This window comes from Rhizobium sp. CF122 (genome assembly GCF_000282035.1).
Classification (GTDB): domain Bacteria; phylum Pseudomonadota; class Alphaproteobacteria; order Rhizobiales; family Rhizobiaceae; genus Rhizobium.
The window spans coordinates 84,671-102,830 of record NZ_AKKA01000011.1; the positions used below are offsets into that span (position 1 = coordinate 84,671).

General features: G+C 59.1%; 17 protein-coding genes, 1 tRNA gene and 1 pseudogene. 8 read left to right on the plus strand and 11 right to left on the minus strand.

Going from position 1 to position 18,160, the window contains the following annotated elements:
- Nucleotides 1-19 precede the first annotated feature (19 nt).
- Together PMI09_RS03485 and PMI09_RS31990 are read left to right on the plus strand one after the other, a co-directional pair.
- A complete protein-coding gene (locus tag PMI09_RS03485; RefSeq protein ID WP_007788925.1) occupies nucleotides 20-1,057 on the plus strand; it encodes an MBL fold metallo-hydrolase in 1,038 nt (345 codons plus the stop codon).
- Between the two features lie 25 nt (nucleotides 1,058-1,082).
- On the plus strand, nucleotides 1,083-1,301 hold the full coding sequence (locus PMI09_RS31990) for a GDCCVxC domain-containing (seleno)protein (RefSeq protein ID WP_081499008.1): 219 nt from the start codon (nucleotides 1,083-1,085) through the stop codon (nucleotides 1,299-1,301).
- Here PMI09_RS31990 and PMI09_RS03490 read toward each other — a convergent pair.
- The 4 genes from PMI09_RS03490 to PMI09_RS03505 all read right to left on the minus strand — a co-directional run bounded on the left by PMI09_RS03490 (nucleotide 1,289) and on the right by PMI09_RS03505 (nucleotide 6,229).
- Nucleotides 1,289-1,882, minus strand: coding sequence for a class I SAM-dependent methyltransferase (locus PMI09_RS03490; protein WP_037081775.1), 594 nt, complete (start codon nucleotides 1,880-1,882; stop codon nucleotides 1,289-1,291). The two genes, PMI09_RS31990 and PMI09_RS03490, sit on opposite strands and share 13 nt — an antisense overlap.
- Nucleotides 1,883-1,986: 104 nt before the next feature.
- Complete coding sequence (trmFO, locus tag PMI09_RS03495) at nucleotides 1,987-3,420, minus strand: methylenetetrahydrofolate--tRNA-(uracil(54)-C(5))-methyltransferase (FADH(2)-oxidizing) TrmFO (RefSeq protein WP_007788929.1); 1,434 nt, start codon at nucleotides 3,418-3,420, stop codon at nucleotides 1,987-1,989.
- 76 nt (nucleotides 3,421-3,496) lie between these two features.
- Nucleotides 3,497-5,563, minus strand: a complete 2,067-nt coding sequence (locus tag PMI09_RS03500) for a 2Fe-2S iron-sulfur cluster-binding protein (RefSeq protein ID WP_007788931.1) — start codon at nucleotides 5,561-5,563, stop codon at nucleotides 3,497-3,499.
- 48 nt (nucleotides 5,564-5,611) lie between these two features.
- Nucleotides 5,612-6,229 carry a glutathione S-transferase family protein gene (locus PMI09_RS03505; protein ID WP_007788932.1) on the minus strand — a complete coding sequence of 206 codons (618 nt, stop codon included), beginning with the start codon at nucleotides 6,227-6,229 and terminating at the stop codon, nucleotides 5,612-5,614.
- Nucleotides 6,230-6,359: 130 nt separating this feature from the next.
- Here PMI09_RS03505 and PMI09_RS03510 point away from each other — a divergent pair, with 130 nt between their 5' ends.
- Nucleotides 6,360-7,229, plus strand: coding sequence for a LysR family transcriptional regulator (locus PMI09_RS03510; protein ID WP_007788933.1), 870 nt, complete (start codon nucleotides 6,360-6,362; stop codon nucleotides 7,227-7,229).
- 44 nt (nucleotides 7,230-7,273) lie between these two features.
- Here PMI09_RS03510 and PMI09_RS03515 read toward each other — a convergent pair whose 3' ends face one another.
- The 3 genes from PMI09_RS03515 to PMI09_RS29970 form a co-directional block, all read right to left on the minus strand.
- On the minus strand, nucleotides 7,274-7,477 hold the full coding sequence (locus tag PMI09_RS03515) for a hypothetical protein (RefSeq protein WP_007788934.1): 204 nt from the start codon (nucleotides 7,475-7,477) through the stop codon (nucleotides 7,274-7,276).
- A gap of 265 nt (nucleotides 7,478-7,742) precedes the next feature.
- Nucleotides 7,743-7,886 carry a DUF1127 domain-containing protein gene (locus PMI09_RS03520; RefSeq protein ID WP_016553778.1) on the minus strand — a complete coding sequence of 48 codons (144 nt, stop codon included), beginning with the start codon at nucleotides 7,884-7,886 and terminating at the stop codon, nucleotides 7,743-7,745.
- Between the two features lie 298 nt (nucleotides 7,887-8,184).
- Nucleotides 8,185-8,331, minus strand: coding sequence for a DUF1127 domain-containing protein (locus PMI09_RS29970; RefSeq protein ID WP_007788937.1), 147 nt, complete (start codon nucleotides 8,329-8,331; stop codon nucleotides 8,185-8,187).
- 881 nt (nucleotides 8,332-9,212) lie between these two features.
- On the opposite strand from PMI09_RS29970, the gene PMI09_RS03530 reads away from it, so the two are divergent.
- The 5 genes from PMI09_RS03530 (at nucleotide 9,213) to PMI09_RS03550 (ending at nucleotide 13,404) form a co-directional block, all read left to right on the plus strand.
- Complete coding sequence (locus PMI09_RS03530; RefSeq protein WP_007788941.1) at nucleotides 9,213-10,316, plus strand: DUF2157 domain-containing protein; 1,104 nt, start codon at nucleotides 9,213-9,215, stop codon at nucleotides 10,314-10,316.
- On the plus strand, nucleotides 10,313-10,900 hold the full coding sequence (locus PMI09_RS03535; RefSeq protein ID WP_007788943.1) for a GDYXXLXY domain-containing protein: 588 nt from the start codon (nucleotides 10,313-10,315) through the stop codon (nucleotides 10,898-10,900). Before PMI09_RS03530 ends, PMI09_RS03535 begins: the two co-directional genes overlap by 4 nt.
- Nucleotides 10,901-11,055: 155 nt before the next feature.
- Nucleotides 11,056-11,140: transfer RNA gene (locus tag PMI09_RS03540), tRNA-Leu, on the plus strand.
- A 187-nt stretch (nucleotides 11,141-11,327) separates the two neighbouring features.
- Nucleotides 11,328-12,809: a trigger factor gene (gene tig, locus PMI09_RS03545; RefSeq protein ID WP_007788944.1), complete on the plus strand. Its 1,482-nt coding sequence runs from the start codon at nucleotides 11,328-11,330 to the stop codon at nucleotides 12,807-12,809.
- A gap of 169 nt (nucleotides 12,810-12,978) precedes the next feature.
- The gene (locus PMI09_RS03550) at nucleotides 12,979-13,404 is read left to right on the plus strand and encodes a nuclear transport factor 2 family protein (RefSeq protein WP_007788945.1); all 426 of its coding nucleotides are present in this window, start codon (nucleotides 12,979-12,981) and stop codon (nucleotides 13,402-13,404) included.
- Nucleotides 13,405-13,438: 34 nt separating this feature from the next.
- Here the strand turns inward: PMI09_RS03550 and PMI09_RS03555 are convergent, their stop codons facing one another.
- From PMI09_RS03555 to PMI09_RS29975, 4 genes and pseudogenes are all read right to left on the minus strand, one after another.
- The gene (locus tag PMI09_RS03555) at nucleotides 13,439-15,229 is read right to left on the minus strand and encodes a B12-binding domain-containing radical SAM protein (RefSeq protein ID WP_007788946.1); all 1,791 of its coding nucleotides are present in this window, start codon (nucleotides 15,227-15,229) and stop codon (nucleotides 13,439-13,441) included.
- 181 nt (nucleotides 15,230-15,410) lie between these two features.
- Nucleotides 15,411-16,817, minus strand: a complete 1,407-nt coding sequence (gene sthA, locus PMI09_RS03560) for a Si-specific NAD(P)(+) transhydrogenase (RefSeq protein ID WP_007788947.1) — start codon at nucleotides 16,815-16,817, stop codon at nucleotides 15,411-15,413.
- 102 nt (nucleotides 16,818-16,919) lie between these two features.
- Complete coding sequence (locus PMI09_RS03565) at nucleotides 16,920-17,537, minus strand: dual specificity protein phosphatase family protein (RefSeq protein ID WP_007788948.1); 618 nt, start codon at nucleotides 17,535-17,537, stop codon at nucleotides 16,920-16,922.
- 49 nt (nucleotides 17,538-17,586) lie between these two features.
- Nucleotides 17,587-17,754, minus strand: a pseudogene (locus PMI09_RS29975) (JAB domain-containing protein); the annotation flags it as partial.
- Nucleotides 17,755-18,160 lie beyond the last annotated feature (406 nt).

Consider the following 18,160-nt stretch of genomic DNA (forward strand, 5'->3'; position numbering starts at 1 on the left):
CGCCACGATGGAGGTAGGGATGATCTTCCGGCAACTGTTTGATCCGGTGTCGAGTACTTATTCCTATTTGCTGGCAAGCCGGAAGGGCGGCGAGGCGCTGATCATCGATCCGGTGCTGGAAAGGGTCGATCGCTACCTCCAACTCATCCATGAACTCGACCTGAAGCTGGTCAAGGCCGTGGACACGCATCTCCACGCCGATCACATCACGGGCCTTGGCGCTCTACGCGACAAAACCCATTGCATCACAGTGATGGGGGAGCAGACAAAAGCCGATGTCGTTTCGATGCGGCTCTCCGATAACGACAAGCTGACCATCGAGGGGCTTTCCCTGGACGTGATCTATACGCCGGGCCATACGGACGATTCCTACAGTTTCGTGCTGCCCGACCGCGTATTCACTGGCGACACCCTGCTCATCCGCGGTACCGGCCGCACCGATTTTCAGAACGGCGACCCGAGAGCGCAGTTCGAGTCGATTTTCGGTCGGCTTCTGAAGCTTCCGGACTCAACACTGGTTTTCCCGGCGCACGACTACAAGGGGGATACGGTCTCCACCATTGGAGAGGAGAGGGCCTTTAACCCGCGCCTGCAGGTGACGTCTGCCGATGAATACGCCGACCTGATGAACAATCTGAAGCTCTCGAATCCGAAGATGATGGATGTCGCCGTACCCGCCAATATGAAGGTCGGGATGAACCAGGATAACGTCATGCGCCACGGCTGGGCGCTGACGGCGCAACAGGCGCTGAGTGTCGTCGGCCTCGGTGATGTCGCTTTGATCGATCTACGCGAGAACGCCGAGCGGCAGCGAAACGGTACGATTCCGGGCTCACTGCATGTCCCGTACCCGTCGCTCGAGGAAAGCATAGGTGCAGGCGGGATGCTGCATGAGCTGGCAAGTTCAACCCGCAAGAGGCTGCTTTTCTACTGCGCCTTCGGTGAGCGATCGGCAATGGCCGTGCAGGCAGCGCACGACGCCGGCCTTCCCCTGGCCTTTCACATTCAAGGCGGCATCGACGCCTGGAAGAAAGCGGCAGGACCGATCGCGCATTAGCGAGCAGCCAACATGAGGCGATGCAATGGTCGAGCGGCGATCAATTCTGACCTGTCCCATCTGTAGCCACCGATCGGTAGAGACGATGCCGGTTGACGCCTGCGTTTGGTTCTACGAATGCCGAGGCTGCGGTGCGACGCTCAAGCCGAAGGACGGTGATTGCTGCGTTTTCTGCTCATATGGGTCGGTTCCTTGCCCACCGGTTCAAGACCGGAACGCCCCGCCCTGTTGTCACGCGACTTGAAACACAGCCGCGTAGTGGTAGGGCGGGAGATCGACGATCCGCAGCATGTGAAAGCCAGCGGCTTCAACGACGGCGCGCACGGACTCGGGTGGCATACGCATCTCGGTGCGCGGTCCGCGCGGCTTGCCGAGGATCACCGTGTCCTCTCGCGGCACTGGATGCCAGTTGATGATGCAGAACACCCCGTTCGGTCTCAGAACTTCCCTTACGGAACGTGCAAGCCCGATCTGGTCAGGAACACCGTGGAAAGTATTGGCGATCAAGACAAAATCGACCAGTTCGAAAAGGCGCTCGGCCAAGGACGCGGCGTCCGCGCAAATCCACTGGCGAACAGACGCGCCTCTTCGTTCAACTTCGGCCTTCGCCAGATCGATCATGGCGGGATCGAGATCGAGCGCCGCCAGACGTCCGTCGACCAATGCTGCGAGCGGGCCGGTGAAATAGCCGTCGCCGCAGCAAAGGTCGAGAACGCTCATGCCCCGCCGGATGCCGACCTGTTGAAGGAGCCCTTCGGGATCAGGCCACAGCGCAGACCACCAATCCCGGTCCGGCATGGACGTACCTTGAAACAATGCTGCCATAGGCGTGCACCCTTCGACGACATTTCACTATAACATTTGCGATCATGCCGGTGGCCTCGGATCCACCGAGAGGGGGACCGAGAGCGCTGTGGCCTACGGCCTGATCACGCACTCTCCGCGAGATGAGCGTCGAGCCCCAGCCAGTTCGCGCAATCAGCAAGCGCGCGCCTGGCGATCAACTGTCGCTTCATGATCGTCTTGTCCTTGCCGCGGAAGCGCTTGACACCTTCGGGCTTGACGATCGAACCGGGCTCAAGTTCGGGAAAGAGGCCGAAGTTGATGTTCATCGGCTGGAAGGACCGCTTGCCAGGTTCCTCGTCGTTGACGATGTGGCCGCCAGTGATGTGGCCGAGCAGCGAGCCGAGCGCCGTCGTTACGGGCGGCAGCGATACGGCTTCTCCTTTGCGCTCGGCTGCAGCAAACCGGCCGGCCATCAGCCCAACGCTCGCACTTTCGACATAGCCTTCGCATCCGGTGATCTGCCCGGCAAAGCGCAGACCGGGGCGGGACTTGAGCGTGAGGGAAGGGTCGAGCAGTGTCGGCGAATTGATATAGGTATTGCGGTGAAGGCCGCCGAGGCGGGCGAATTCGGCGTTCTGAAGTCCCGGGATCATACGGAAGATCTCCGCCTGAGCGCCGTATTTCAGCTTCGTCTGGAAGCCGACCATGTTGTAGAGCGTGCCGAGCGCATTGTCCTGCCGCAACTGAACGACAGCGTAGGCCTTGACGGTCGGGTTATGCGCATTGGTCAGGCCCATCGGTTTCATCGGGCCGTGACGCAGCGTCTCGCGGCCGCGTTCCGCCATTACCTCGATTGGAAGACAGCCATCGAAGTAGGGCGTTCCTTCCCATTCCTTGAAGCCGACCGTATCGCCGGCAATCAGAGCGTCCACGAAAGCGTTGTACTGCTCTTCGGTCATCGGGCAGTTGATGTAATCCTTGCCGGTGCCGCCGGGACCGACCTTATCGTAGCGCGATTGGTACCAGCAGGTATCCATGTCGATGCTGTCACGATGAACGATCGGCGCGATCGCATCGAAAAAGGCCAGCGCGTCCGCACCCGTCTCGGCCTGGATCGCGCTCGCAAGGGAAGGGGCAGTCAACGGGCCGGTGGCAACGATGGCGAGGTCCCATTCTTTCGGCGGCAGGCCGGTCACTTCTTCACGAACGACCGTGATCAGCGGATGCTCGTGAATCGCTTTGGTCACGGCGTCGGAAAATGCGTCGCGGTCGACAGCCAGTGCGCCACCTGCCGGGACCTGGTGCTTGTCGGCGCACGCCATGATCAGAGATCCCGCCATGCGCATCTCGGCATGGATAACACCGACCGCGTTGCTGGTCGCGTCGTCGGACCGGAAGGAGTTGGAGCAGACGAGCTCGGCTAGGCCGTCAGTCTTGTGGGCGTCGGTGCCGCGCACGCCGCGCATCTCGTGCAGGATGACAGGCACGCCGGCATTTGCGATCTGCCAGGCCGCCTCTGAGCCGGCGAGCCCGCCGCCGACCACGTAGATGGGAGAATGGGAAGAGGTCTTGTTCATGCGCGGCTGATTACCACGCTAGGGCGGCGCAGGAAACCGAAGAATTGGCGACTGGTCGATGCCGGCGCCGATGTCTTCAGATATCCAACTCCAGCCGAGCGCCAGTGTTGCTCGCTGCCGGCACGGTGCAGCAGATCAACGCTTCGTCATCGGCGGCGTCGGCGCTCGGCTCCTTCGTATAGGCGACAGCGCCGGAAAGAATTTTCGTCCTGCAACTTCCGCAATTGCCGAGACGACAGCTGAACTCGGGCGCCAAGCCACGCGCTTCGGCAAGCTCCAACAGCGTGCCCGATCCCGGCTCCCAGCGCGCTTTCCTACCTGAGCGCATGAAATAGACGGGCTGCGGGTCCTCAGCGGCGCGCGCTGGCGATCGCTTGGCCTCGTCTCGCGATCGCTGGAGAGACGCGGGTCCAAACGCTTCGGCATGGATACGGCCATCGGCAATATTCAATCCGCGCAAGCCGTCGTAGACAGACTGCATGAAGCCGGTTGGACCGCACAGATAGAAGTCATAGTCGTTGAACGGCAACACCCTGTTCAGCAGGATCATGTCGACACGTCCTTGCTGTTCGTAGCCTTCGCCAGCAACTGTATCGGACGTGTCGCTGAGCAACCGGACCAGCTTGACGACACCGCCGGACGCTTCGGCCAGTGCCTGCAATTCGGTATCGAATGCGCGTTCGGACTTATTACGCGCGGAATAGATCAGCCAGGTTGGTCGGATCCGTCTGGTGCGCAGTCCCTCGTAGACGACATGCCGCAGCATGGCGAGCAGCGGGGTGATACCGATGCCGGCCGCCAGTAAAACGGCAGGACGTGTCTCCGCGGCATCGATCGTGAACGCACCGGCCGGCGCGCGGACCTCGATGATGTCTCCTTGTCGGATGGCATCATGAAGATGCGTGGAGACAAGCCCCTCGCGCTTGACGCTGATGCGATACGTGCCGTCGGAGGGCGCCGAGGAGATCGTATAGGTGCGAACCGCTGGCGCATCCGTTCCCTCGATCTTGATGCGGATCGGCAGGTGTTGGCCGGAGACATGCGGAATGATCCCGCCTTCGTCTGTTGGTTCGAGATAGAAAGAGCGCACGCTGGCATTCTCCTGGACGATGCGGGTAACGCGAAAGGGCCGCCAGCTTTTGGCGAGTGCTACCGCACGAAGCCGCGCGGCGGCTTCGTCCCAGCTGCCGGTCATCAGGGAGTTGGGAGATGAGCCATCCGCAGGCGACCGCCAGCGAAGCGGCAACGCTTCTTGCCTGTAGACGATTTGCCTCGGGCGAAAGCGCCACAGCCGCTCCGCGCCCTGGAACGCTGCTATCTCAGGTGATTCCAGAATAACCTGCGCGTCGCCCGATAATTGCAGCAGATCGCCGCTTTCGAAATCCGCGAAGACCAGCCCCGCCCGTGGGTTGGAGAGGATGTTGCCGAGCGTGTTGAAAAAGAGATTGCCGGCAAAGTCCGGGATCGTCAGAACGCCGTCCTCGCCGATCCGCACGAAACCCGGCCTGCCGCCGCGATGCGAAACATCGATTTGGCGCCCTTCACTGTCGCGGTCGACATACGAGGCAACGAAAAATGTATCCGCTTTGGCAATCATTTCGGCGGGACGACCGTCAAGGCTGCCGAAACTGACGGGGTCGTATCCGGAAGGTTGCATCGGATCGCGCGCGAACTCGAAATCGCGCAGCTGGATATATTGCGGGCAGTTGCCATAGGATTGCCCCACGCGCACATCGAAGCCGTCCTGCCCAGTTCTATGGACAGTGCCGTTCAGCCGGTTGCGACGGCGCGTATGGAGTTCGATGCCGAGCATGGCGATGGCCTCGCCGTCGTCCATTCCAGCGTCGGCCGGATCAAGGTGCTCCCGCGGAAGGCGGACGCTCAGCGTGTGAATATCAGGGCTCTGAAGGAAGCCCGGCTGATTGGCACGCACCGTTGCCCATGCATTGCCGTGCGCATCTACCGTTCCCAGGACGATAAAAGGCAGCTGCGGATAGAACTGGCGGTGCTGATCGATCAAGTGATCTCGCAGAACGCGCCGGCCCACCTCGTTCATTCGCTTGGCGACGCCGACCTTTTCCTGCAGTGCGATCTCTCCGGCATGCCAGGGAGAGGACGTGGTGCTCTGTGCATCGGTAGACATAACTGCCTCCTTGACGGCTCGTGGTCGGCCGCAGCGCGATGAAACGCCTCAAGCCGCCTCGACAATACCGACTGGCGATTTCTGGAATGGTTGAAAGCCGGGGAGGGCTTCGATCCGCTCAAGCCATGCCGTTACGTTGCGGTAGGCAGACCGATCGACGTTTCCTTCCGGCGCGCGGGCGATGTAGCTGTAAAGGGCGACATCGGCGATGGTCGGCCTGCTCGCGGCGATCCACTCGCGATCGACCAGGCGGTCATCGATCAGTTGAAGGATTCGATGCGCTCTTGCGATGACCTCTTCGGTGTCGAACTTCGCTCCGAACAACGTCACAAGCCTCGCCGCACACGGGCCATAGGCGATCTCGCCGGCAGCGACTGACAGCCAGCGCTGGACCGCCGCTGCAGCTGCCGGCTCCTCGGGGAGCCATCCTTCGGGTGCGTACTTCTTGGCGAGGTAGACGAGGATGGCGTTGGAGTCGCTGATGATAACATCGCCATCTTCGAGCACCGGCAACCGTCCGAAGGGATTGAGCGCAAGGAAGCTGGCGCTTTTGTGCTCTCTGGCAGCAAGGTCGACCTGCAAGACTTCGGCGTCGATGCCGATCAGCGACAGAAAGAGGTGCGCGCGATGGGAATGGCCCGAGAGAGGATGTGAGTAAAGCTTCATCGGTCTGGTCTCCGTGTTGAGGTAACCAGACAATAATTGTTTCCAATTGCGTGCTGAATTGCGATAAGTTGAAAGAGACTATTTCATTTCGCGGAATATTGCGGGCGAGCATATGGATCGGCTTCAATGCATGAGGATTTTGGTCAAGGTCGCCGAGACGGCGAGCTTTGCACAGGCTGCGCGTCAGCTTCACATGAGTCCACCGGCAGTCACACGCGCGATCGCTTTTCTGGAGGAAGCCACAGGGGCGCGGCTCTTCCTCCGCTCCACGCGCTCCGTAAAGCTGACGCCGTCGGGCAGCCGGTATGCCGAAGACTGCAGAAGGATACTCAGCGATATCGACGAGGCGGAAGCATCGGCTGGTGGATCTCATTCAACGGCGTCGGGAATCCTGACCATCACAGCACCGGTTCTGTTCGGTCAGATCTATATCGTCCCTGTTATGACGGAGTTTCTCAGCATGCAGCCAGCCGTCACCGGGCGCGTCCTCCTCTTCGATCGGATGGTCAATCTTGTGGAGGAGGGCATCGACGTGGCCATCCGCATCGGCCACCTGCCGGATTCGGATCAGCAGGCGATAAAGGTCGGGAGCGTGCGCCGCGTCGTCTGCGGAGCGCCGGCCTACTTCGAGCGTCACGGCGAACCGGCAACGCCAGCCGACCTCACCCGGCACGTAACTATTGTGAATACGGGGTCATCGGCGCCGTTGGACTGGCACTTCGCGCCCAACCATACGCCCGTCAAGCTTCATCCGCGCATGTACTGCAACACTGTCGATGCATCGATCGCAGCGGCGGTGACTGGATGGGGCCTGTCACGGACCCTGTCCTATCAGGTAACGGAGCATCTTGCCGCCGGTCGGCTGAGAACAGTGCTCGAGGATTATGAGGAAGAGCCACTGCCAATCCACGTCGTTCATGTAGAGGGAAGGCATGTCTCGGCCAAGACGCGCGCGTTCGTTGATTTCGCAGTTCAGAAGATAAAGTCCATCGGACTCTGAATGCCGGGATCAGCAAGATGCCGCATTGGGCGCATCCGCGAAGCTCAAGCCATTGTTCTGGCCGACGCTTCGTAGCGTTTTGACAGGAAGCTTATTCGATCGAGGTTGTTCAGGATGTCGACCATGTCGCATGCTTCGCGCCACGTCATCCGGGCCATCCGAACGCCGTTCAATTCGGCCGGCTGTTGTGTCGTGGCATCGACAACGGTCCACAAGCCATCCTCCATGCGAAGATTATATCGGCACATTGCGCATGTCTCCGTTAGGCAGCGGCCGGATAGTTCCACAATGATTAATATTAGTCCACCCTAAAGAATGGCCGAGATCGCGGTGTCAACAGGGCAGTGCAGTTTGGATTCTGTCGCCATTCGCGCGCTCGCACCGCCGCAGCTATTTCGTTCCTGGGGATTTGGTTCGCGATCGTATCACGTTAGCGGCGCCCATCGCAGCGAAGGGCTCGGAATCAAAAACGGCGCCAAAGGCGCCGTCTTGGAAGCTTCACGCTCGCCGCTATTAGCGGAACGAGCGGGAAGCGATGGTGCGAATGTCGTAGCGGCTAACGCCAATGTCGGCGAGCGTCTGATTGGAAAGGCTGCCAAGTTCGCTGAGCGTACGGCGGTAGCTAATCCAGCTTTTTGCAATGCGGATCGGGTTCATGTTCGTCTTCCTCAGAATGATCGTCGAGAGCAGCGCCATCGCCGTCTCATCGTTGATATCCATATAGGCGTTCCCAGTCATATTGTGCAGTGCAAAGAAAAGGCATCTGCTATGCAATTGTGCATGCGATGCTCATTCCAAATGCAGTGATTACTTTCTGGGCGCCGCCATGAGCGAGGTGGAGCTGGCCGCAACTATTGCGGAAGCTGGTAGCCAGACAAAAGAAAACGCCCGTTGCCAGGGGCAGCGGGCGTTTTTGTCAAGGCGATCTGCTTGGGAGGACAGCGGATCGCTTGGATTAGCGGGCAGAAGCCTCGCGAGCAACGCGATTGATGTCAGAACGGTCGATGCCGAGATCGTGCAATTCGCGGTTGGTCATGCGGCCGAGTTCGGTAACGGTCTGACGGTACTTGCGCCAGTTGTTGAAAGAGCGTGCAAAGTTCATTTTAATCCCCTTTCCTAGGGCTTGCGATCTGCCAGCTGCCGCCGATCGGCGCTGACCTCTATTTGATGACCAGAATATATGTTGCACTGCGAAGTCGTGCCAGAGACAAGATTTCAGACCACCTATGCACCGGATGCAGATCTCACGCCGTTATTCACGCGATCCGGCCGATATTTGGTCAATCGTTAGGCAGAATGGCTTGCAGCCGATCAGCTGTCGCCTGCCTTTTCGCCTGCCGGGACCAATAAACGCCGGTCGGCACATGCGGTTAGGGAGCTCAAGTAGGACTCCCGCAGGTTTGCGGCCGTCCGTCACTGGCTGCGAGTCGTTGCTGCATCAATGAGCTTGCCGCCAGGCCGGTTGTCGGGGCGCGCGGGAGAGACATGTGCGGGAGAGACATCGGCGCTGCCCTGGAGGCGCTGGAAAACCGGGCTTGTGATATTGTCTGTTATAGAAAACCAAACGCCCACCGGGGGAGGATCCGGTGGGCGTCATTAGGGCGACTGACAACTGGGAGGAGGAGTGTTGTCAGTCCATCGGAGGGCGCTGGGAGGAGGAGTGCGCTGCTCCGAATTTCGTCACGAAGATCATCTTCGAAGGCTTCCGGAGGACCGGGGCCGGGACGCCATTCCCTGCCTTGTGAAAAGTAATATAAATCGTCCCGCGTTAATTTTGCAGTGCAATATACTCATGCTTCCCATGCGGCAGGCGCATGGCTTGCGAGAATGGGATGTATATTAGCGATTTGACGTTATCGATCGGTTAACACGCACCCCGAATTCACCCAATGAGGAATTCGTATGGGAATATTTCCCTCATGCTCAATCAACGGCTATAAAGCAAAAAAGGAGCGCGTTATCGTGCGTTTGGCGGAGTAGGGCATGTATCGCGGTCGATTGGAGCGAGATCTTTCGGTTTGGGTGGAAAAGGGGCTGCTGCCGGAAGCGACTGCGGGAGCGCTGCTGAAGGAATATGATGCCCGCCCGGCGAGCTTCAGCCTTGGCAAGGTGCTTATGATACTTGCGGCAATCCTGCTCGGGGCCGCGATCCTGCTGGTTGTCGCTTCGAATTGGGAGGCCATTCCGCGCCTTGTGCGGCTCGCCGTCATTCTTGCAATCATCTGGGCCGTGCATCTCGGCGCGGCGGTTATGCTGAGGCGCGGCGCAACGGGGGCGGCGGGCGGACTGCTGGTGATTGGAACCTTGTCCTTCGGCGGGGCGATTTCGCTGGTCGGGCAGATGTACCATCTGTCGGGGGACGAACTGACGGTGATGTATCTCTGGTTTGCCATGGCGGTGGTTTCGGCGGTCCTGTTCCGCTCCGGCGTTGTCGCTGCGGTGGCGGGCTTTCTGTCCTGGGGCAGCTTTGCCGCCTATCTTGATACCTACGATACGCGTTGGGTGGGTCTCGATCCTTGGGTTGTGCCGCTCATGGCGGCGGTGGTCGTTGGTCTCGTGCGCTTCACCGGCGCAGACCGTGTGCGTCATCTGGCGTATCTGCTACTCGTCGGCTGGCTTACTTGGCTCTATGCGGTGAACGAGAATTTCTGGCTCGCGCTCGTCTATGCCATCGCTGGCATGCTGGCCTTCGTGCTTGTTAGTCTGCCGCTGCCGCGCCTTTCCACGCTCATCAGAACAGCCGGTTCGGCACCTGCCTTCTACACCTTCCTCGTCGCCGTGATTGGGCTGTTCTTCCTGCATGTTGAACTCGAGCATGGCTGGCAGTTCGTAACATTGGCGCTCGTGACGCTGGGGGCCGCGGTCCTTGCGATTGCGCTCCAAGGCCGGAACAATGGCGCGGTGCGCTATCTGGGCTACACGGTGTTTGCGGTTGAGCTGCTCTACCTTGCATCGGTGACCGTCGGATCGATTCTTGGCACATCCAGCCTCTTCTTGTTCTCGGGGCTTTTCGTTGCTGCCGTTGCATGGATCGTCATTCGTCTCGAGCGGCGATTTGCCATCAGAACCCCGGAGGCAAGCCTATGAGCATTTTTTCGATGCAAGGCTCAGGGCGCCGCTACTTTGTCGCTGCGATCATCGTTGCTGCCCTCCAGACCGCCATTCTTGGCTATGTGATAGAGAGCCGCGCATCGATCCTGCGAAGCGGCGCCGACGCTCTTCTAAAAACTGCCCCCGTTGATCCGCGCGATTTTCTCCGGGGTGACTATGTGGTGCTGAACTACGAGATATCTTCGGTCCCGGTCGCGTCGATCATTGGTGGTGTGCCGCAGGATCAGGGCAAGAGGAGCCTTTGGGTGCGGTTGAAGCCCGGTGATGGCGGATTCTGGGGCATTGTCGAATCATCGTTCGAACATCTGCCGCAGCAGCCGGGCACCGTGGTTCTGCACAGTAGACCCTTCTATAGTTATGGTCCCAATTCCGCCGACCATATCCGCGTCGAATACGGCATCGAACGCTACTACGTTCCTGAAGGGCAGGGGACGGCGCTGGAGAAGGCTCGCCAAGGCGGCGACGTCTCCATCGCCATTCGCGTCGCTTCGGATGGGACGCCGCAGATACGCAGCCTCCTCGTCGACGGTAAGCCCGCTTACGACGAGCCTCTTTATTGAGTTGAGGCCAAATGGGTGTGGAAGCCTGCGAGCGCGGGCAAAATCACTGTCATTTGCCCTTCATTTTTCCTTTGCCTCTACCAAATCGGGTGATATAGAGACGCCGCGCTCCGGAAGGCCTCATGTGCAGGCATATGCATGCGGTTTTTGAGAACGCGGGTATGGTGAAATTGGTAGACACGCCAGATTTAGGTTCTGGTGCCGCAAGGCGTGGGAGTTCAAGTCTCTCTACCCGCACCAAAGCTGGCTTGCAGGCGGGGGGACCGGCAACAGGTGTCCCTCGATTACCCGGCAGCAAAGCGCCGTTCCGCCTCGGGTGGAATGAATAAGAATTGAGAACAAGCCACGCCCGGCAATTTTCCGGCGTCGTGCTCATCGAAACGAACGGCGTCTGGGCACGGCCGCCACGAAATGAAGGTAGGAAGACATGCAGGTTATCGAAACGCTCGCTGAAGGGCTGAAGCGCGAAATCAAGGTCGTAATCCCGGCCAAGGACATGGAAGTCAAGATGAATGAGCGTCTTGCCGACGTGAAGGACAAGGTCCGCATCAACGGCTTCCGCCCGGGCAAGGTTCCGGCCGCTCACCTCAAGAAGGTTTACGGCAAGTCCATCATGGCCGACCTCGTCAATGAGATCGTCCGCGAGCAGCCGACCGCCATCCTCGCAGAGCGCGGCGAAAAGTCCGCGACGCAGCCGGAAATCGCGATGACGGAAGACAAGGACGAGGCAGACCAGATCCTTGCCGCTCAGAAGGACTTCGAGTTCACGCTTTCCTACGAAGTTCTGCCGCCGATCGAACTGAAGTCCAACAAGGGCATCAAGATCACGCGCGAAGTCGTCGACATTTCCGAAGAGGAAGTCAACGAACAGGTTCTGAAGGTCGCCGAAAGCGCCCGTTCCTACGAAACCAAGAAGGGCAAGGCTGCCAACGGCGACCGCATCACGATGGACTACGTCGGCAAGGTCGACGGCGTTGCCTTCGATGGCGGTACCGACCAGGGCGCAGAACTCGTTCTCGGCTCCGGCCGCTTCATTCCTGGCTTTGAAGACCAGTTGGTCGGCGCCAAGGCTGGTGATGAAAAGACCATCACCGTCACGTTCCCCGCCGACTACCCGGCCAAGAACCTGGCCGGCCAGGAAGCCACCTTCGACGTCACCGTCAAGGACGTTGCTGCTCCGGCCGATGTTGAGATCAACGACGAGCTGGCAAAGAAGCTCGGCCTCGAATCGGCTGACCGCCTGAAGGAAATCGTCCGCGGCCAGATCGAGTCGCAGTACGGCTCGATGACCCGTCAGAAGGTCAAGCGCCAGATCCTCGATCAGCTCGACGAAATGTACAAGTTCGAGACCCCGGCTTCGCTCGTCGACGCCGAGTATAACGGCATCTGGAACCAGGTCGCCAACGACCTCGCCCAGTCCGGCAAGACCTTCGAAGACGAAGACACGACGGAAGAGCAGGCTCGCGAAGAGTACAAGAAGCTTGCTGAGCGTCGCGTTCGCCTTGGCCTCGTTCTCTCGGAAATCGGCGAAAAGGCCGGTGTTGAGGTGAGCGAAGACGAAATGCAGCGCGCTATCTACGAGCAGCTGCGTCAGTATCCGGGCCAGGAAAAGCAGATCCTCGACTTCTTCCGCAGCCAGCCGGGTGCAGCCGCCTCGATCCGTGCTCCGATCTTCGAAGAAAAGGTCATCGACCATCTGCTGACCGAGATCGACGTTACGGATAAGAAGGTGACCAAGGAAGAGCTGCTCGCCGACGAAGAAGGCGAAGGTTCCGAGAAGGAAACCAAGAAGTCCGCTCCGAAGAAGAAGGCTGCCGCCAAGGCAGAAGCCGCTGAAGGCGAAGAAGCCGCTGCTCCGAAGAAGAAGGCTGCTCCGAAGAAGAAGGCTTCCGAGGACAGCGCCGAGTAATCTTCGGCAAGTTCGATTTACAGAAAGCCCCGCGCCTTGTGCGGGGCTTTTTTGTTTCTAGGGCCGTGGTCACCGTTGCGAACGGGCAGCAACGCCGATTGCGCACCACCAGTTGAATTTTAGATTGACCTGATGCAATCTGGGCGGTGCCTGTGGGGGAGGGTTTGCGATGACATCAGCCTCTGAGTTGAAAGGAATCGTAAGGCAGATTTTCACGGCGAGGGCTGAGGGCGACCTTGAGCGGCTCATGTCATTTCTCGGTGACAGCTGCGTCTTCCGCATCGCCGGGAGCCGCCACTTGGCGCCGCTTACCGACCCGGTTGTTGGCAGCGCGGCGCTTCGCGCGACGATGCGGCACTTCATCGACACCTGGGAGATGAAAGCCCTTGAGATTGTCGACATTCATGTTGAGGGCGACGTGGCACTTGTGCATCGCAGCGGCCAGATGCGTCACGGCACAACGCACTTCGACACAGAGGTCATGGACAAGATGACCTTCGACAACGGCAAGGTGATTGAATGCGTGGAGTTCATCGACACGCTTCAAGCCGCATCACTATTAAACATCGCGACGATCTCGGCGGCCCAGAGATAGCTGCCGATTATCCTATCAAACGCCGTGCTTCTGGTCAGACGGCGGGCCGAACCTTGTGTGCGTGGGTCAGTTCCGCAACCTTGTGGATGTGAGAGACCGCGGCTAGTCCCCCCGCCGTCTTGGTGAAGAGTTCGAGCGTTTCATCCTCGTGGTCACCGACCGGTGTCAGCGCCTGATCCATGTAGTTCTTCGTTTTCTTGTCGCGTGCGATGAAGAAGGCGCTGGTTGCGAGGCTGGCAATGGTGGCGCCCAATGAAAGGTGTTTGCTGATGGTTTCCCAGATGAAATGCGGCCAGAACGTCACGGCGCTTTCCTTGGGAAGATCCGGGCGGCGTTCGGAGGGGTGCTTAAGCCTCAACAGGCCGCTCTGGAGTGGATGAACGTTCTCCAGCGGCACCGTCGTCGCGAACGACACGAGCATCTTGACGAGGCTGGCGAGCGGCACGCCCGTCGCAACCGCCCGGCGCAGCAGCGTCTTCATATGGGCTGGCGAATAGTAGAGCGACCATGCCTCCTGATAGATGCTTTCCCATTCCTGCTTGCTCATCTTCGGATGCGCGGTGCAGACATGCTCGACGTCGTAGATGTTGAGATCGGCGTCCATCTCGACGCCTTTCTTCCACAATGTCTGGTGATCTTCCGAGCCTGGAAGTGGCGTCAGCACGAAGAACTCGATGACGTCCAAAGGCAATTCGTGCTGGATGATGGCGATGTCGCGCCGGATCGTCTCTGGCGTGTCCGCAGGAAAGCCGAGAATGTAGCCGGCAAGCGTCATGATGCCTTGGGCTTTCCAGGCAAGCAGCATCTTCCGGTATTCGGTGATCTTGTTCTGGTTCTTTTTGGCCGCCGTCAGATTGTCGGGGTTTACATTCTCAAGCCCGATGAAGACGCGTGTGACGCCGGCGCGCTTTGATTTTTCGATGAAGTTCGGGATCTTGTGGCAGAGCGTATCGACCTGGATCATTAATCCAAGTGGAATTCCGTCCTTCTCCCTGAGTTCGATCAATCGATCGAAAATCGCCTCCCAATCCCTGTTGCGAGCGAAGTTGTCGTCGGTGATGAAGAACTTATGGATGCCTTGCGCCCAGTTCATCCGCACCAGTTTTTCGACATCATCGGCCGATCGGAATCGCGACTTGCGCCCCTGGACGTTGATGATGGTGCAGAAGGAGCATTGATAAGGGCAGCCGCGGCCAGCGTCGAAGCTCGTGCTGAGGCCAAGCGTCTGGGCCACATTGGCTTTCGGCAGGAACGGGACGGCCGCACCTTCGATGCTCGGCAGGTCGTTCATGAAATTGTAGAGCGGCTCAAGCTTGCCGCTGGCGGCATCCTGCAGGACGCGGTCCAACCGGCCTTCGGCCTCGCCGGCAAACATCGAGATACCCATCTCACGACATGCTTCGAGGCCAACCGCCTTGCCGTCGAGCATGGCGAGGCACCCTGACACGTGAAAGCCGCCCATCGAAACCGGAACACCAGCCTTGCGGAAGGGGCGCGCGATATCCAGTGCCCGCGGATACTGGTTCGACTGAACGCCAACCAAGGCGACCATCCCGAAATTGTCATGCTGCGCAAGTTGTTTGAGCAGGGCCGGGATGTTGACCCGCGTGTTCGTCTCGTCGATGACGGTGATCTCGATCCCGACCTCTGGCCCCAATACCTTGCGTTCTGCGCAGTCGGAGGCGATTCCATAGATTGCGGCCAAGGAATTGGACGGGATCATTGCCCGCCACCAGCGGATCACATAGCCGTCATCGTCATAGTGCGACGGCTTGATGAGGATGAGCTGGAAATTCCGTTCGGCGGTCTTCGACAGATCTTGCACGGTCACTCGCTGGTAAGAGGAATCCCCGAAAATGGACGCTACCAGACACGGCGGATTATACAAGCGAAGGTTTTACCGGTGCTATTCGACACAAATAAGTCAGATCGAACGGATTTTGGCCGGATATCAGGTTTTTGTTTTCGTTTAGTAAATTGTCAAAGCGTGCGGCCTGGCTAGGCGATCAAAGCTCCGACTTGATGTCGCCCATCCGGTTCCACGCATCAAGGCCGGCGATCTTGTAGGCCTCGGCGAGTGTCGGATAGTTGAACGTGTTTTCGACGAAGTACTCGACCGTTCCCTTGAGGTTCAGCACGGCCTGGCCGATGTGGACCAGTTCTGTCGCCCCTTCACCGACGATATGAACGCCAAGCAGCCGGCGCGTCTTCAGCGAAAAGATGAGCTTAAGAAGCCCGGTGTCGAGGCCCATGATGTGTCCGCGCGAGGTCTCGCGGAAACGCGCGATGCCGCACTCATAGGGAATGCCGCGCTCCTTCATTTCCTCCTCGGTCAGGCCGCAGGTGGAAATCTCCGGCACGGCATAGATACCGTAGGGAAAGTACTTCGGTGGCTCTTTGGCGACCGCACCGATGGCAACACGCGCTGCAATGCGGCCCTGTTCCATCGAGGTGGACGCGAGGCTCGGAAAGCCGACGACGTCGCCTGCGGCATAGATATTGGGCACGGAGGTCTGGAAGGTTTCCGGATTGACCTTGAGGCGGCCGCGGCTATCGGCTTCGAGCCCCGCTGCTTCCAGATTGAGGGTGTCGGTCGCGCCCATACGTCCGGCGGCGAACAGAACCATGTCGGTCACCAGGTGGCGGCCATTGTCGAGCTTCAGCTCAACCTTACCGTTGTCCAGGCGCGTCACGTTGTCGGCTTTGGTACCGAGCAAGATCTTCATGTTACGATCGCGCAGCTGATAGGTGAAGTCTTCGACGATTTCCCTGTCGATGAAATCGAGCATCGTCGGTTTCGGATCGACGACGGTCACTGCGGTATCAAGCGCACTGAAGATCGTCGCATACTCGATACCAATGACGCCCGCGCCGATCACAGCCATTGAGCGCGGGAGCTCCGCGATGTCGAGCAGTTCGTCACTGTCGAGCACCGTCTTGTTGTCGAATGGGATGTAGTCAGGGCGGAAGGGCTTCGTGCCGACGGCAAGCAGAATGCTGGCCCCTGTGACCTTGAGGACTTCGCCGTCGTCCTTGACGACTTCGAGCGTCGACGGGTCGACAAAGCTTGCCTTGCCTCTGATGTGCTGTACCCGGTTTCGGGCGAACTGGTGCTCCAGCACCTCGACTTCGTGGTCAAGGGTGATCAGCAGGCGGCGCCGAAGGTCATCGGCGCTGATCTCTTCCTTCACGCGATAGGATCGGCCGTAGAAGCCGCGCTCGCGCCAGCCGGAGAGATTGAGCGCCGTTTCGCGCAGTGTCTTCGAGGGGATGGTGCCGGTATGCACCGAAACACCGCCAACGCGCTTGCCTTGTTCGATGACCAGAACCTTCTTTCCAAGCTTGGCGGCCTGGATTGCGCCGCGGCGGCCTGCCGGGCCGCTACCCACAACAACGAGATCGTACTGGAACATTGAGCTGGCCCCGATTGGAAAGCTGGAATCATTTTTGCGACGCAATATGTCGCGCGTCCACCGGTAGCAGGTCAATGTTGCCGAATATTTTATGAGCGAATATCAGGACTCATGGAAGCCAAGTAGGGGTTCCAGCTTCTCGAAGGTGCGGTCCATGGCAAAGGCGCGGCTGATCGACAGCGCGATGTGGCCGTAAAAAATGGACATCTGCCCTTCTGCCACCTTCTCGTTCGTCTTGCTGACAGCGGCCAGATAGAGGGCCGATGCGAGCCCGGTGCGGTCGGCACCAGAGAGGCAATGGATCAGCAGCGGCTTCGGAGCGTCCTTCATGACTTGGATCAATTCCTTCGCTCGCTCCGGAGAAAGCTCCTTGTAAGCCGACATCGGGAAATCGATATGCTCGATACCAAGTATCTTCGCTTGTTCGACTTCGGCGTTCCATGCTCGGCTGTTGGTCCCGCCGCGCAGATTGATGATCGTCCTTATCCCGTAACGCTTCGAGAAGTCGGTAATAGCTTGCGGGGATGGTTGCGACGAACGGTAGACTTCGCCGGCGACGACGGTGTGGAAGTTGTTCGTGGCTTTCAAATAGAGAGCATAGCTGCCAACGATGAGAAAGAGCAGGGCAAGAAAGGACAGCGCTGCTTTCCTGGAGCGAGGAAATTGGCGAGAAGCGATCGTCGTCGTCATAAACGTCTCGAAGCAGGATGGTTGCAGCATTGTCGCTTTGCCACCCAAACCTGACGGACACCTGAAGCGGATTCGGCTCCTATGTCAGACGCAGCCCCTTGAGGCTCGCGTGACCGTCCTTGCCGATGCTGATGTGATCATGAACGGTGATGCCGAGCGGCTTTGCCGTATCGACGATCATCTTCGTCGTGTCGATATCGGGGCGCGATGGCGTCGGATCGCCTGAGGGATGGTTGTGGATCAATATAGAGAAAGAAAAAAGGCCTTGTTTTTCAGTGTAGTATCCATGTCAGCGGACGAGCTTGGGGGTGTCTGAAACACATGACGTTCTTTGACCATCCCGCCATATTCCGTCTGATCCTTCCCGCTTCCGGAAATGCGTGTTTTACGGCACGACCGCGTACTCGACGGGGCGATGAAGGGCGTGGCATTCCGGGCCTATGCCGAGCAGTCCTCGTGCCGACCCTCAGTTCAGGCGATATAGTCATCATGGACATTGAAGGCGGATAAACAAACATGGATAGGACCCATGCTTGTCCGCCGAAAACCCGCTCAGCAAGCAGACGGCGTTCGGCAAGCCATTGAAGCCGCAGGCTGCAAGGGAGGTCTCTGCCTTGGACGCCATAGTGGCCGGTGGCCGCTGCCGGCGGCAG